16 protein-coding genes are annotated in these 14,625 nt (G+C 32.7%); 5 read left to right on the top strand and 11 right to left on the bottom strand.

The features are described 5' to 3' along the window. Positions 1–293: 293 nt before the first annotated feature. From AB9L17_RS11785 to AB9L17_RS11770, 4 genes are all read right to left on the bottom strand, one after another. Positions 294–506 carry a hypothetical protein gene (locus AB9L17_RS11785; protein ID WP_375200694.1) on the bottom strand — a complete coding sequence of 71 codons (213 nt, stop codon included), beginning with the start codon at positions 504–506 and terminating at the stop codon, positions 294–296. 390 nt (positions 507–896) lie between these two features. Further along, entirely contained in the window at positions 897–1,904 is a 1,008-nt protein-coding gene (locus tag AB9L17_RS11780; RefSeq protein WP_375200693.1) for a hypothetical protein, read from the bottom strand. A gap of 137 nt (positions 1,905–2,041) precedes the next feature. Then, positions 2,042–2,605, bottom strand: a complete 564-nt coding sequence (locus AB9L17_RS11775) for a recombinase family protein (RefSeq protein WP_375200692.1) — start codon at positions 2,603–2,605, stop codon at positions 2,042–2,044. 137 nt (positions 2,606–2,742) lie between these two features. After that, on the bottom strand, positions 2,743–3,711 hold the full coding sequence (locus AB9L17_RS11770; protein WP_375200691.1) for a DUF3883 domain-containing protein: 969 nt from the start codon (positions 3,709–3,711) through the stop codon (positions 2,743–2,745). Positions 3,712–4,902: 1,191 nt separating this feature from the next. Here AB9L17_RS11770 and AB9L17_RS11765 point away from each other — a divergent pair. Next, positions 4,903–5,325 carry an SMI1/KNR4 family protein gene (locus tag AB9L17_RS11765; RefSeq protein ID WP_375200690.1) on the top strand — a complete coding sequence of 141 codons (423 nt, stop codon included), beginning with the start codon at positions 4,903–4,905 and terminating at the stop codon, positions 5,323–5,325. A 407-nt stretch (positions 5,326–5,732) separates the two neighbouring features. Next, positions 5,733–6,107 carry a DUF4181 domain-containing protein gene (locus tag AB9L17_RS11760; protein ID WP_375200689.1) on the top strand — a complete coding sequence of 125 codons (375 nt, stop codon included), beginning with the start codon at positions 5,733–5,735 and terminating at the stop codon, positions 6,105–6,107. Between the two features lie 185 nt (positions 6,108–6,292). Here the strand turns inward: AB9L17_RS11760 and AB9L17_RS11755 are convergent, their stop codons facing one another. From AB9L17_RS11755 to AB9L17_RS11735, 5 genes are all read right to left on the bottom strand, one after another. Beyond that, positions 6,293–6,514, bottom strand: a complete 222-nt coding sequence (locus AB9L17_RS11755) for a hypothetical protein (RefSeq protein ID WP_375200789.1) — start codon at positions 6,512–6,514, stop codon at positions 6,293–6,295. Between the two features lie 589 nt (positions 6,515–7,103). After that, entirely contained in the window at positions 7,104–8,615 is a 1,512-nt protein-coding gene (locus tag AB9L17_RS11750) for a DEAD/DEAH box helicase family protein (RefSeq protein WP_375200688.1), read from the bottom strand. 75 nt (positions 8,616–8,690) lie between these two features. Continuing rightward, positions 8,691–9,749, bottom strand: coding sequence for a hypothetical protein (locus tag AB9L17_RS11745; protein WP_375200687.1), 1,059 nt, complete (start codon positions 9,747–9,749; stop codon positions 8,691–8,693). Between the two features lie 95 nt (positions 9,750–9,844). After that, positions 9,845–10,177 carry a hypothetical protein gene (locus AB9L17_RS11740; protein ID WP_375200686.1) on the bottom strand — a complete coding sequence of 111 codons (333 nt, stop codon included), beginning with the start codon at positions 10,175–10,177 and terminating at the stop codon, positions 9,845–9,847. 84 nt (positions 10,178–10,261) lie between these two features. After that, on the bottom strand, positions 10,262–10,588 hold the full coding sequence (locus AB9L17_RS11735; protein WP_375200685.1) for a hypothetical protein: 327 nt from the start codon (positions 10,586–10,588) through the stop codon (positions 10,262–10,264). A 466-nt stretch (positions 10,589–11,054) separates the two neighbouring features. Here AB9L17_RS11735 and AB9L17_RS11730 point away from each other — a divergent pair, with 466 nt between their 5' ends. Continuing rightward, positions 11,055–11,606, top strand: coding sequence for a hypothetical protein (locus tag AB9L17_RS11730; RefSeq protein ID WP_375200684.1), 552 nt, complete (start codon positions 11,055–11,057; stop codon positions 11,604–11,606). After that, entirely contained in the window at positions 11,607–12,221 is a 615-nt protein-coding gene (locus AB9L17_RS11725) for a site-specific integrase (RefSeq protein WP_375200683.1), read from the top strand. It begins immediately after the preceding gene. Positions 12,222–12,338: 117 nt separating this feature from the next. Here the strand turns inward: AB9L17_RS11725 and deoD are convergent, their stop codons facing one another. Together deoD and AB9L17_RS11715 are read right to left on the bottom strand one after the other, a co-directional pair. Continuing rightward, on the bottom strand, positions 12,339–13,046 hold the full coding sequence (gene deoD / locus AB9L17_RS11720; protein WP_375200682.1) for a purine-nucleoside phosphorylase: 708 nt from the start codon (positions 13,044–13,046) through the stop codon (positions 12,339–12,341). 114 nt (positions 13,047–13,160) lie between these two features. Next, positions 13,161–13,379 (bottom strand): YozE family protein, encoded by a 219-nt coding sequence (locus AB9L17_RS11715; RefSeq protein ID WP_068984150.1) that lies wholly within the window; start codon positions 13,377–13,379, stop codon positions 13,161–13,163. 399 nt (positions 13,380–13,778) lie between these two features. On the opposite strand from AB9L17_RS11715, the gene AB9L17_RS11710 reads away from it, so the two are divergent. Next, the gene (locus AB9L17_RS11710) at positions 13,779–14,522 is read left to right on the top strand and encodes a formylglycine-generating enzyme family protein (protein WP_375200681.1); all 744 of its coding nucleotides are present in this window, start codon (positions 13,779–13,781) and stop codon (positions 14,520–14,522) included. The last annotated feature ends 103 nt before the right edge of the window (positions 14,523–14,625 follow it).

The following is a 14,625-nucleotide window of genomic DNA, read 5'->3' as shown; positions in this document are numbered from 1 at the left end:
CACCCATCCTTAAATAAATGTATTCTCACAATATACAACACCTATTATTTACCATTAAGACATAGACTTTATCGTCTCGTAAAAATAAAACAAGACCACATAAATGATGCTCATGTGGTCAAATTTGGTGTCTGTGTATAATAATAATCACAGCATTTTCATCCAACTGTTAGTTTGTTTCTCTAAAAAGTACAAGTTTCCATAGAAAACTTACACTCACCATACTTATTTCAATTTCAGTAAAAGAATGATTTTATTTGCTAGCATAATGAAGCTCAATGAATGAAGATTTTTTAGTCTCCACTTTGAGGGGAAACTAAAATACTAAGACCACACTCTTCTCCATAGTCCCACATTTTCACCCAAGGATATGTGTTTTCAGGTAGAATAAAAGTTCGTTCTTCTAATGGATGAATTGTTGACATATCACATTTTGTGCCATGTGCCTCGGTTGCTGGATGGATACTTACTTCTCTGCCAGTATCGTTATAATATACAAATTTCAAGTTTTATCCCTCCTTTTTAATTTTTGTCCGTTGGGTGGAAATAAGCATACTTCAAATCGTTTCTTGAGCTACTTCATTTCGTGTGGCTGTTAGAGGTCACAATTATATAGGAAGATACCCTATCTCAATATCGGAAACCACACCCCTACCATCTGCTCAGAACATGATCTGTTTTTATATTTCGCAAACTGAATCTTCAACTAAAGCCCCCGTTAGTTGAATAAGAACAGAGACGCTTATTAAATAAAGAAGCCACCAAAGTTAATTATTAGGTGACTTGAATATATGATTATTATTTTTTATATTACAATTTCAAACTTTAGCTTTATTATCACTTGTGATACGATACCGTGATGTATCTAAATGAATTTTTTATTGATACATAATAAATTAGAGTGTTTTTATTTCCTCTAATATAGAGGAAGTAACTATGGGTGTTAAAATACTAAATGCTTTTCTACTTAAACTTAATTCATCATTCTGTTCAACTTTTCCATGTAAGGCAGTATTTCTTATAACATAAATACATAAAAGTGTATATAAAGAAACTTGCTCGTAGTTTTTATCGGAAATGGCAGTTTTTAATAATTCAGAAATATCAGTGTTCTTCTTATCCTTTAATTGTGCTTCTGATAATACTTCTAAATCTACCAATAATTGATTGAAATTATTTTTGAAGAAATTCACTACATGAGGTTTTTGCGAATAGTCTTCTACATCCTTTTTATCTCCACCTCCTGTATTATTTATTTGATATATTGAATTAAAGGCACTCCAAACTAATCTAAACCTTTGAATATAATCAAATATATTTAAACCACTCTCATGAAACTGGCTTTCCATTATATTCAAATAAAATAATGCATATTGAATTAAATCCTTTTTTTCTGAATTAACTTTAGTTGATAATATTAATGATGCAGATAATATTTCTTCAATGTCTGATTTCGCTAAAGTAATCGGTTCAGGAATTAGTAAACCACCTTGCATAAAATTCATCTTTACAATATCCTGTACTTTTATATATTCAGGTTCACTAATTTCTGATAGTTTATTAATACTTACAACTTCTGTTTCATTGTGTAAGTCAATATTATAAACATTTCTTCTAAAGCTTTTACCTGTTGCCAAAAGAACTGTTTCAAATAAATTTCTCTCTGCGAAAAAATATGCTTTACTTATGCTATATCTAAGGAATTCATCATCTTTATAAGTACATTCAAACTCAATATTTATACTTGTTTTACCTTCAGCTCTGTCAAACAATAAAGAATTGCACTTTATTATTTGGTTGTCTTCAGTAGTCTCATTAAAAACATTAATAATATTTGTACCAATAGAAAAATTCACCTCTAAACCCTTTATATCCTTTTTTACTTTAAAACTAAATTTTTTCATCATCTACCACCCTTAATCTAGAATATTATCCAATAATTCTAATGCTAAACTATAATTACTATGAACCCAGTAATTTTTTCATTATATAGTAAATTATAACTAATATTTGCGGGTAATTAAATACTAAATATTTGATATTACTCCTTTATAATTTTATAAACTGTAGCCCTACCAATTCCATATTCTTTAGCAATATCATTTGCACTTTCACCTGATTCAAATAAAGCTCTCACACGTTTCTTAGTTTTCTCATCTATAGCTGGTCGTCCTCCAACACGTCCACGTTTCCTTGCACTTTCTAATCCTGCTTTTGTTCTCTGTTGTATAATGTCACGTTCGAACTCAGCAAATACTGCTAACATACCAAACATAGCTTTACCTGTTGGAGTAGTTGTATCAAATGCATCGTTAATTGAAACAAACTCTACGCCCTTCTCATTTAAATCCCCTGTTAATTTAAATAACTCTTTTGTACTTCGAGCTAAACGGTCTAGTTTATACACAACAAACAGATCTCCACTAGTCGCAGCTTTCATAGCATGTTCAAGTTCAATTCGCTTTTCTTTACGACTTGAAATTTTCTCTACATACAATATAAGCTCTAATCCTTTTTCTTTAGCATAGCGTTCAATAGCTTGCTCTTGCATATCTAAATTTTGTTCTTCTGTACTTACACGACAATAACCAATAACTCTTCCCATTCCGACACCACTTTCCATAAACTTATACGTTTTATATAAAATAAACAATAAACGAGTTTATAGACAAATGCAATAAAAAAATGAAGCATAAACGTTAATTTATGCTCCATCTTCAAATTGTCTATTAAACGATGGTTTTATAGATCATCTACAAATGTAATATTATAAGAAATCGGCGTTTTTTCCCACTTATTATTTTCAAAAAAACTATATGGATCACAAATTTTCTGTATCTTCGGCGACTTGCTTAAAGATTCAGCAACTAAGTAAATATAATACTGATTTCTATACCGCTCTGATGAATTAAGTTCATTCATGGTTAAAATAAAATTTGGAAATCTCTTAGTAGCAGTGCCTTTTACTTCAACATACTTTTCTACTCCATCTATATCAATGAACTTAATATCATATCCAGGCTTTTCACTTAGTTGAGCTACCCATACTACTTCTTTCATTCCTTCTTTTTTCAACAATTCTAATACTATCTCTTCTGCTCTATCTCCAATGATTTTAGCATTCTTAGAATATCTTGGAACTCCACTATTTTTATTAGGATTGGAACTTCTATGTTCTTTATTTGAAATTGGTTGTTTTTTTGTATGTATAATAATATCATCTACTACAGAAATATTTAGTTCTTCTAATTTAACAAGTGACTTTTCTTCTACAACCAAATTACTTCCTTTTACATCTTTTTCGACTTTGTGACTAGTCTGAGAAAGAATTTTTATATATACTTCCTCAGAAATTTTTCTTACTCCATCTCTCCAATGGTTTTCTCGAATAACTTCTTCATAGTAATGATTATTTTCATCCTTATTGATTACATGTTTATCAAACGGTATGAAATCTAAAATTTGCGCATAATATTGTTTTGGATTTTCTTCATCCTTATGAACCTCTCCAATCGTAGCGACTCCAAAATAATGAGGAAATCTAGTTAATCTAAAATCTTCATAAGCTTTATTTTTCATTGTTCCTTTATAATAAATTACTCTAGTTCCACTCGTTAGCTTATTAATATATTTCGTGGGAAAGTGATATAAAACGCCTGTTTTGTCATCCCATTTTGATTCATCATTCTCAGTTATAATAGCATATTCCATAAGTCTTCTCCTTTATACTTTTGCTTTATTTATCATATCATTTTCTTAATGAACCTATTGTATTTATCTACCAGACCATATCGTCTCGTAAAAATACAACAAGACCACATGAATGATGCTCATGCGGTCAAATTTGGTGTCCCTATATAATAATACTCACATCATTTTTGACCCAACGCACTTAATTTTTATTTGTTTCGATAAGCAACCTTTTCATAACTTGAAAATAATTCTCAGTATTATGTTTTACTAATGAGTACCCAAACAATCTCTCTCGAAATCGCTCTCGTTGGACATCCTATGTTTTCCCCTTATAATAGCATTTGACTAACCCTGTTTTTGACTCAAAATCACTCATTTTGATAGTTTATCGTCTTTAAATCCTTATTTAACTAACCTCTCACGACAGGCGTTTGGGCTTAGGTTTTTCTGTCTCCGTAGTGGCTAATCCTTTGATAAAATTGCTCGCTGCAATTAACATCGCTCTCGTATCGTAAAAAAATATAACAGGGTGGTGTGTGTGAGCATAATCCACGTAACCAATGATACGTCTAGGTGATTGTCGATGCGTCTTAGGTCACTTGACAGGGTTACAACACAAAAAAGCACACCACTTAATTGTGATGTGCTTAGTACCTATCTACCTTCTCTCTCCACAAAGCTACTTCAAAGGCGACAACACAAAGTCGCTAAACTGGATGAAGAGCAAAACGTGGACAACTGAAAAATAGGCTTTCTTCTTTACCGTCTGCAAAACGTATTGATTATTTTATCATAAACATTCAAGTTGTTCAAAAAATCAAAATAATAGATAATTTCAAAAGCACACCACACCATCTTAACAATCTGCTACCGCAATCACATCATAACTTTCTTTATAAGCTCACGCTTTCACACACCCATATTTGTAAATATGTTACACCAGACATAACAACCGATTATTCAGCTATTCAACTAACGGAGCAGTTTAGTTGAAAGAGGAAAAAATTACACGTAAAAACTAAGGCAATACAATGTTAAGATTTGATAGGTAAAGTATTCTATGGAATGAAATAGGAACGGTGGCGTTTCTCCAACAAGTGAGGACGCTTTTTTACTAACGGTTCAGGTTAGTTGAAGAAGGAAATACAAATAAAATAAATAACATCAAGAATGTATTAATATTAAGGAATCGTGAAAGGTTGAATAAAATTGTATAAACTAAAAATAAATAAACTTATTAATCAATATGACCAGAGGAAGAACTTTTTTGGAAGCATAAATTATGATGAAATAGAGAAAACGGAAAAATTATTAGGGGTTACATTTCCAGAAAGTTATAAATGGTTTTTAGCTGAATATGGTGGTGGAGGAAAAGGTTTTGAATTTAGTAACTGTGAAATGATGCTCTCTTATAAACAACGTTTTTCTTCAATGCCGATTGGGTTTGTTATGATCTATTGGTGTGATGAATATGGTTATTGTTTGGATACAAGTAAGCTAAAAGATGGAGAATGTCCGATTATGGACTGGAGTCCATTTGAATCTGCCATCTATCTTTTTAAGCCTAATTTTTATGAGTTTTTCTTAGATGAGATAGAAAATGCAATAGATAATGAATTTTGGGACGAATAAGAATGGACTATTGATGTATCTCTCTTATTGAGCTAACGGGGTGCTTTAGTTTAATAAGAACAGGACTTGTGTATATGATGGATTTTCGATGGATTTTCATATTGCAAGTCCTTTTGTTATGCTTCTGCTATCTCTGCCGTAGCCCCATTAATGCTCCTAGAGCAACGATTAGATGCCTGTGTGAATGTTTCCCTCAGCTCCACTATCAACACTCATTAGCTCGTTAAATGCTTCTAGAAGCTCGTTAGTTTTTTACCATTTATATACCAACTCACATTTCATTATGCTATACTGCCTATATACGAATAGAAATTTTTGTAAGTTAAGAAGAGTGCAGATTTGAGAGGTGCATGAAATTGAATAAAAGTGAACTAGGAACATTGTTACTTTTTCTAATCGTGGTAATTTTGGTAATTAATTTTTTTGGATTTGTAATTAGAAAATTGTTAGGTGTCGAGAGAAAGAAATGGTTTTCTTATAATCACCTTAACGAAAGACATAAAAAGCTAGATTGGTTAGTACGGATATTTTTCGTAATTCTATTATTTATTAGTAATTATTATACAAATTACAATGATATTCTTGGGACTTACTGGTATTTTGAAACGTGGTTTATCATAATTGTCTTTCTAATAACATCTGAATTATTACGTACATTTATGGAATGGAAATACGCTGAAAACAAAAAAGATTTTATTGCTACTCTCTCAGAAATGTTATTTGCGATTAGCATATTATTTTTGACGATAGTGACTGATTTTTTCGGCTTATTTAATATTTAAACGGAAGCTACTATCGCCTATCAATGAATCGAAACAATATCTCATAACTTTTCAAGATAGGACTTGTGCGTTAAATTACACGCAAGTCCTTTTGTTATGCCTTCAATCCCGACCTGAGAGCAATCCATGCAACCAAGTATGCGCCTAGCTAATTTTCGATTCGCCAGAGCGCTGATTCAATCTCGTTAGAAGCAAGCAATTCTACAAGCTTCCTCAGGAATATGCTTATACAAACAATTGTCTTCAGCAACGAAAATATCATACGAATGGTAATCGTGTTCAAACGAACCTCCAAAGTCTGCTATTTCAACTATTCCAACTAGTTCATTGCCGTTAAATGTGAATAGGACTTTTTCGCCCAAATTAAATTTCATCGGTGGTAAATTCCAGTTTTTTGACACGTGAATCACTCCTCCTTATTAAAAACTTCACCAACCTGAGCGTATCACCTGACCCAAGATCTGACGCTTTTCTGCAAGTGAAATATTATTGTTCAACCCATCATAACTTCATTTAGATGGCTTGTAGTGTTCTATTTGCCAAACGTCATTATCAAGACATACTTCTTTACTATCCAATGTTTAAATGTACAGTCAGTTGAATAGAAATTTGAATCATTAAGCAAAGCATCCAGAATAAAAATTATTTATTTCTTACACGCCAATCGCTGCGCTAATGGCTCTCCAGAAAATAAATAATTTTTTTCTGAATCTTCGCTTGCCTTTCAGCTCCGCTGAAAGAGCTTTTACATATCTGATATTTTTATGACTGCATTTATACAAAAAATGACTACTTAAATGAGATGGTCAAATTTGGTGTTCGCATATAATATCTATCTCATCATTTTTATCCAACTAAGTTTAAAGTAAAGCACACTAGGATTCACTAAGTGCGACGCTGCGGTTTGCATTGTTGTATCTTTCGCTTTGCTCCAGATAAAACAATACGAAACACGCTTTTCGTCCGTCCCCCCCTCGACGACCGTCATATGCTTGGTCAAATTTGTTGTCCCTCTATATTAACTATCACATCATTTTTGTCCACACACTTTGGCATCTCAATTACTCTCCATGCTGTTTTATATCGTTTTCCATCACGTTTTGTATCAAACTTCAAGATACGATAGGAAGCTTCTTTTAGTGTTAGCTGCTCATTTATCTTCTTAAAACTTTTGATCAATCGACCATTCGATTTTAGATTCAATTGTGCTGCAAACCCACTCTTTTCACCTTGAGTAAAAAATGTTACTTCCTTTGCAAAAGCTTTTTCCAATGCCACAATGGTTTCAGGCTCTAAATAAGAATCGTGATAGATGCTCCTCTGCTTGTCAAATAACTCAACAATAAATTGTCGATAACCACCTGGCATCTCCTGAATTTTGGTAATATTCCTATACCTATACCTAAAGCTTTCATAAAGTAGTTCATTCATTTTTAACTCATATAATCCATTAGGAAGTGGCTCAAAATAGACCAATTGCGATATATCAGGTGTTCGATAAAATTCCCTTTGATACGTTTTAACATCGTGTACTTGTAAGAATTTATAATGCTTCATACATTCTGTTAAATCGCTTTTAGCACGACCTAAAGAATAATTATTACGGTTTTTAACAATTAAATGAATGAAGTCTCCCTCATTTGTTATCCGCTTTCTTCCAACACATTGAACTAATACATCAGGATCAGCTATATCTGCAATTACGATATTAAGCTCAGGATCAATGATATTTACCCCTGCATCAAGCGTTTGAGTAGCAAATAAAAAGAGATCATCAAATCGTTGATTACGAAGCAATTGATGACGCTTCTCTTTGTCTACATACTTATATTTGCTATGACTTTTTCCACAAATGAACATGCTCACATCTTTAAATTGCTTGTATAAGTCATAGCACTCATTAGCTGAATCAATAAATATTATTGCTTTCTTCCCCTCTGACTTGAACTTTTCTAACCCTTCGATGATATACTGTTCATCATCAAAAAATTCTAAGGTCTTAATGTAATCATAGTTCGAAGGAACGATATATTCTTTTGGCTCAAGCGATTTGTGCTCAGACAGATAGCCTTTGATAAATTCATTTGTAGCACTCATAAGTACTACAACTCGTTCATCTGCACCCTCTATAATTTCATTAAGTGATAAGTCGGTGTATTTATTAAATGAAGAATCATTACCAAAATAATGATATTCATCGCAAATGATAAATTCATACATCCAAAGATCAATCTGATTTTGATGAATAATCGCCTTCTCAAAGCTTTGGTAAGTAATTAAATCAATTACATCAGATTTTCCTTCAGCAACAATTTCAGCTTCAAATTGTTCTATTGTATTAGTTCGATGTAAAAAGAATAAAATGCGTTTTCCTTTACTTTTCGCATGATCGTAAAGCTTATTTTTCACGAAATGACTTTTACCTTTTCCTGTACCCGCAGAAATGGTGATGATATCGCCACGTTGCCATTCCATATAGTCTTGTTGAATACATTCTGTTACATTCATTTTGGAATCTCCTCTTGTAGAAAAAGTAAAGGAGCTAACGAGTAGCTCCTCTGAAATAGTTTTAATCCCCGAGATTTATGCTATCTTTTTCACAAGGAATCCTTCTTCACACATCTCATGTGCAAAGTCTTTTAATGATCTTAAAATATGATCTATACATATTACATTTGGAGTTATATCTAGAAACTTGTTGAAATCTATTATCACTCCATCACTAAACAAATCAACTAGTTCACTCTTTAATAAACCTTTGATTGCTTCTTTATGTGAATCGTATTGCGCTTTTAACTCTGATTCAATTTGTTCCCAAAGCTCTACAGGATTTTTCCCTTTCAAACTTCTTACACGAACATTATGAAAAGTATCTTGTTGAATCAATTTTTCATAAGAAATAATCTCTTCTTTCATCTCTTGAATTTGATCACGTAAACATTCTTTATCCTCATCAGATTTATTGTAACGAGAGTCATTTGCTAACGACCTTTCTAATGTTTCTAAAAAGTTTTCTGTTATTTTTTTATGTTCTTCAAATAAAGGTTCAATACTCGACTTCACAATTTTTAACGTTACAGTGGAATCTTGATGTAAGAATGTACCTGTCTCTAAAGCATTATCTAATTCTTTATCAGATAGCTTAAACTCCTTCTTTAATTCCTTTTTCGATTTAAACTCTTGTCGTAAAATCCCTAGTGGAATCGAGTGATATGTCACATATAGAGGATTATGTATAGCCGTGTGATCTTGATTGAAAATTGCCACAACACTATCAGCACTATAATTCTCAGCCATACGATGAAAGTCTATATCTTTCTCACCATGCTTTTTTACTGCATATTTCAAACGAGTAAAGGAGTTATTTTGGTTTTCAGTAATATAAGCAAATGCTGTACGGAAAGGTGTACCATATATATACATCTCCTCGGTATACGTTCCATCTGTTTGCCCTACTGTACGGTTGTATTCAGTAATTGCCCGTTTAGCAACAACTGTGCCAAATTCAATTTCAGTCATGGTGATGACTTTCATTAAATTAAACTTTACTGAAATGATACGTGCTCTGCGTTCATAATCTGTCTTAGCCTCTTCTAAATATAAAATTAATTCATCAGTTAGATAGTTTATATTAAATGCCATATCGATTCTTCCTTTTCCTTTATATTTCATATTTAGAGATAAAATGGATATTTTACTCTCAACTTCATTAAATTTAAGTTTAGCTTTTTCATTAGTTAAGGAAATTGTGTTGCTGCTTCAAATAGATGATTGAAAAAATCTTCATCTTCCATGTCAGCATATTTATCTTGAGCATCATCAAAGAACAATTTCAAAATCTCTTCTTCGGATGCATCCATAATCATAACTGCTTCCTTCATTAGCTGGTTAGTTAAATTATCTTCATAGTTATCAAAAATCATCATTTTATAATTCTCTAATAATCTAGACCGATAACTTTCTACTAATTCTTTGACAACCAACATCTTTGGAATCTTTACAGTTTCCATTTCTCTGACACTTTCACCAACAGTCAGATCATCTGAATTTACATCAATAATTTTATCCATACAATTCCCTCACTTTTAGCCTACTTAACACATTAAAATAGTAGGTTTTATATTTGAAATATCTTATTATTCAACTACTTTTAACTACAGTGTTTTATGGTATGAACTGAACTCCCGCTTCGATAAAACGAGGTCAAATATGCTTTTAGCATAGCTCATTTCTTCTTCAAAGGAACGCTCTCTAGCTGATTTCAATAGATCATCTAATAATTGAGCTTTTGAAGCTTTTTCGTAATAATTACGTTCATCCATCAATTTAGAAATCCTCTCATCAAAAAATTCATCTCTAATGTCTTCCAGCAATAATCGTCGTATTTTATTTTCAATATCAACAATTGTATAAGCTTGAAACTTTCGAATTATTTGATTGATAAACCATTCTTCTGGAATAGTATAAAACTCTTTTGTCATTTTTTCACCTCGTGGTAGTTATTTACCATCAGCGCTGAGGTGAACTAAGAATATCACCTATTTTCTAATCCGTAAAATCCATAATAAGGGTGAAGTACCATGGTAAAATACTATATTACTGTTATTTTATTGATACTATTACACAATAAACCACTGTTTTACATATAATAAAAATTATATGTAATCAAAAAACAAAATTTATGATTAAAGGAGTAAATTCAAAGCATTAGGCAGATATTAAAACCTAGTAATTAGAATACTTAGTTCATTCTTATAAAAAAAATGGAAAAAAATTTTTTTATATTTTGGAGTTGACAATTTTTTTTCATCCTCCCTATCATGAAGGCGGTTGAGTTGAAACGGTTAAGTAAATCTGAGATTTCTTTTAGCCTATTCAAAAGTTATAATCAAATTAGTGAAAGTAATCCTATCCTTGAATCGCTATACAGCTCTAAGGAGCGATACTATGGCTAGCTATGAAATACTAACGCCTAATAAAAATGGTCAACCTCGTATAAAGGTTCTTGTTGAATATGGTTATGATGAAAATGGAAACCGCTTGAGAAGGAGAAAGACATTTACTTTACCCAAATTAACGGAATCAAATATCATAAATGTTATAACTCAATTTGAACGGTCTTTAGGAGCAGAGCCACAAACATTCGCAAAACCGAAAAAACATACCTTTAAAGCTTTTTCAATGAAGTTCATGGCTGACTATGTAAATATAGAGCTAAAAGTTAAGTCTCGAAACACGTATGAAAACTATCTTAATCAGGGCTTACTAGATTTCTTTGGAATCATCCTAATGCACAAAATTACTGCTACACAAATCAACCTATTCTTTGTACAACAGAAAAAGGAAAAGGCGGGTTCAATTGAGGGGAAGTTCATGCTATTGAATACAATGTTCAATAAAGCGATTGAATGGGGGCATATTGAGGTTAACCCTTGTGCGAAGGCTACTAAGCCTAAACGCTCTAAAACGAAACGTATTAATTACTATACAGAGCCATAAATGCAACAACTGCTCTCAATCCTTCCAAAGCTTCATATCAAACATCAGCTACAAATCAAAATTGCTATGTATTGCGGGTTACGCATGAGTGAGATTGCAGGACTGCGTTTTAATTCTTTTGATTTTGATAACAATACTATCTATGTTGATAGAACATTACAGTATGATAAGGAGCAACAGCGATTCTTCTTAGACTCCACAAAAACAGGAGAGAATCGCCTTGTATACGCTCCTGAAAGCCTTATGAACGAGTTACAAGCTTACATTGAGATAAAGCAAAAGAAGTTATTCAAAATTGGAGATAGGTTCAATCCTATTTTAGATAAAGACGGAAAACCTATTTATTTAATGTTCTCAAAGGATAACGGTTTTCCAAATCACCCTGATCGCATGAGTAAGCAATGGCAAGATATTGTACGTCAATATTCGCTACGTTCAATTACTTTTCATGGCTTGCGACATACATTTGCTTCTTACATGCTTACTAAAGGCGTTAACATCAAAGTCATCCAAGAGCAATTAGGACATGCTACAATACACGAAACACTTAATACGTACTCTCATGTTGCTCAAGACCAAAAGAAAAGAGCTACGGAGCTTTTTAACTCTTTATAAATAAAAAAACCTCAAGAGGCTCTCATTTATCGAGTCACCCATTGAGGATTAAAAATCTAATTAATTTTTAGTATAGTCCCTTTGAAATTTCTTCCAAACTACAAACCCTTGCTAAGCTTAGTCTTGAATTGCTGCTTCTAACGCTACAACGATCATATCGTTGAACGTTGTTTGGCGTTCTTCTGCTGTTGTTACTTCACCAGTTAGAATGTGGTCACTTACTGTTAGGATAGAAAGTGCTTTACGGCCATGTTTCGCTGCTAATGTGTAAAGTGCCGCAGACTCCATTTCCACTGCAAGTACGCCGTATTGAGCTAATTTTTCGTTTTGGTGCTCATCAGAGTAGAACATATCTGCTGTGAAGATATTACCCACTTGTAGGTTTAAACCAGCTTCTTTACCTGCATTGTATGCTTTTAATAGTAAATCAAAGTCAGAGATCGGTGCGAAATCGATATTGTTGCCCCAAATGATTTGGTTCATACGTGTATCAGAAGTTGCTGCTTGCGCTAAAATTACGTCACGAACTTTTACATCTTTTTGAATTGCACCACAAGTACCTACGCGGATTAATTTTTGAACGTCATATTCTTGCATTAATTCTGTAGCGTAAATCGAAATTGAAGGCACGCCCATACCAGTACCTTGTACAGAAATACGTTTACCTTTATACGTACCTGTATAACCAAACATATTACGAACTTCGTTATAGCAAGTAACGTCTTCTAAAAACGTTTCAGCAATGTATTTAGCACGTAATGGATCTCCTGGAAGTAAAATTGTGTCAGCGATTTCGCCTTTTTTTGCATTAATATGAATACTCATACTGCAATCCCTCTTTTCTGTCAGTTATCACTTTAAATAATACTGTGTTTCTCATAATTTCGCAATGCTAGACGTCTAGCAACTTAAAATAAATTCTATTGTTTTAACGTAATTTCACCCATGGTCTACGTATAAAGACCATAATTCATCAAACATACCTGTTGTTAAGTTGTCAGTGGCGAACGACTCAATATAAGTAGATAGCTCATCAAAGTCTGTGCTTTGCTTCGGAAAATTATGCTCATTGAACATTTCCTCCGCAAATCGTACCTTCGGATCTGACCAATCCCCACCTCTGAATGTCAGTACATACAAATAAAAGCTCTTTTTCATACAAATTTCCCCTCTTTACTCATCTACTTTCCGCTAGTTTATCAGAAAATATCTTCTTAGTCATAACAATGAAACATTTATTTCGGAAGGTTTTCTTCATTTCTGCTACGGGTTGCTCACTTTTCCTAGGGTCTCCTTTCGCCACAATCACCCTAGCATTTGATAGTCTGCGGAATCTTGCCTCCGAATTTAAAGTTTAAAGTGTCCCTGAAACATGTTCATAATAAATGATGCAGATTCATAATCTAGCGCAGGAGTTTTTAAAATTTCGTTCATCATTATTGTATGGATGTTAGATTATGAACGACCAATATATGAGCATTTTATTTTAATCCATGGATGGATATCGTACGATGAAAGTAGTGTCTAAAAAAAATTATTAATGATATGGAGAGAACTATGATAACGAACTTAAATCATTACTTAAAAGAATTAATGGTATATATTCCTGAAGGAGAAATCCACTTACGAGATTTTCGAAACGAGCAGAAATGGATTAGTTCAAACTATAAATTTGGAATGCCGGGTATAAGAAAAAATTTAAAAGAGGTTATTTGGAATGTTGAGATAAAGCCATTTTATCTTGCCAAATATACTGTAACAGAAGAACTTTATTCGATTATTATGGGGAAGAGTTTTTTAACAACAAAAGATCAAAAACCAATTGTTAATGTTTCATGGATAGATGCTGTGAACTTTTGTAATTCATTGTCTGATGCTCTAGGCTATGATAAGTTTTACGATTGTGATAAGAAAAGTAAATCAGTTGTATGCAATCCTAGTTCTAATGGTTTTCGATTACCGACCGATGCTGAATGGCAATATGCATGTAAAGCAAATTCAACAGGATATCGCTATGGTACTATTGATGACATTGCTTGGTATAAAAATAATTCTAAAGAACATGTACACAAAGTTGGTGAAAAAACACCTAATGAATGGGGTTTGTACGACATGATAGGAAATGTTTGGGAGTGGTGCTGGGACTTATACGATGAAGAGATATTTGGTAATTACCGAATAATTCGAGGAGGCAGTTGGGCTGAAGAAGAACGTGGATGTGGAGCTACTTGTCGACGTAAGAGTATGCCTGAATTCTTTATTGATGATATCGGAATTAGAATTGCTAGTTCAATCATTTAATATTTCTAATCAATTGTGACGTTCTATCCATCAGTTTGACGAGTTTATCCGTCGGTTCGATGACTCTATCCGTCGCTTCAGTTGTTCTTTCCGTCGGTTCGAG

The organism is Lysinibacillus sp. RS11 (assembly GCF_042019215.1).
GTDB classification, from domain to species: Bacteria; Bacillota; Bacilli; order Bacillales_A; family Planococcaceae; genus Lysinibacillus; species Lysinibacillus xylanilyticus_A.
The sequence above is the reverse complement of the archived record's forward strand: the minus strand, read 5'-3'. Positions and strand labels throughout refer to the sequence as shown.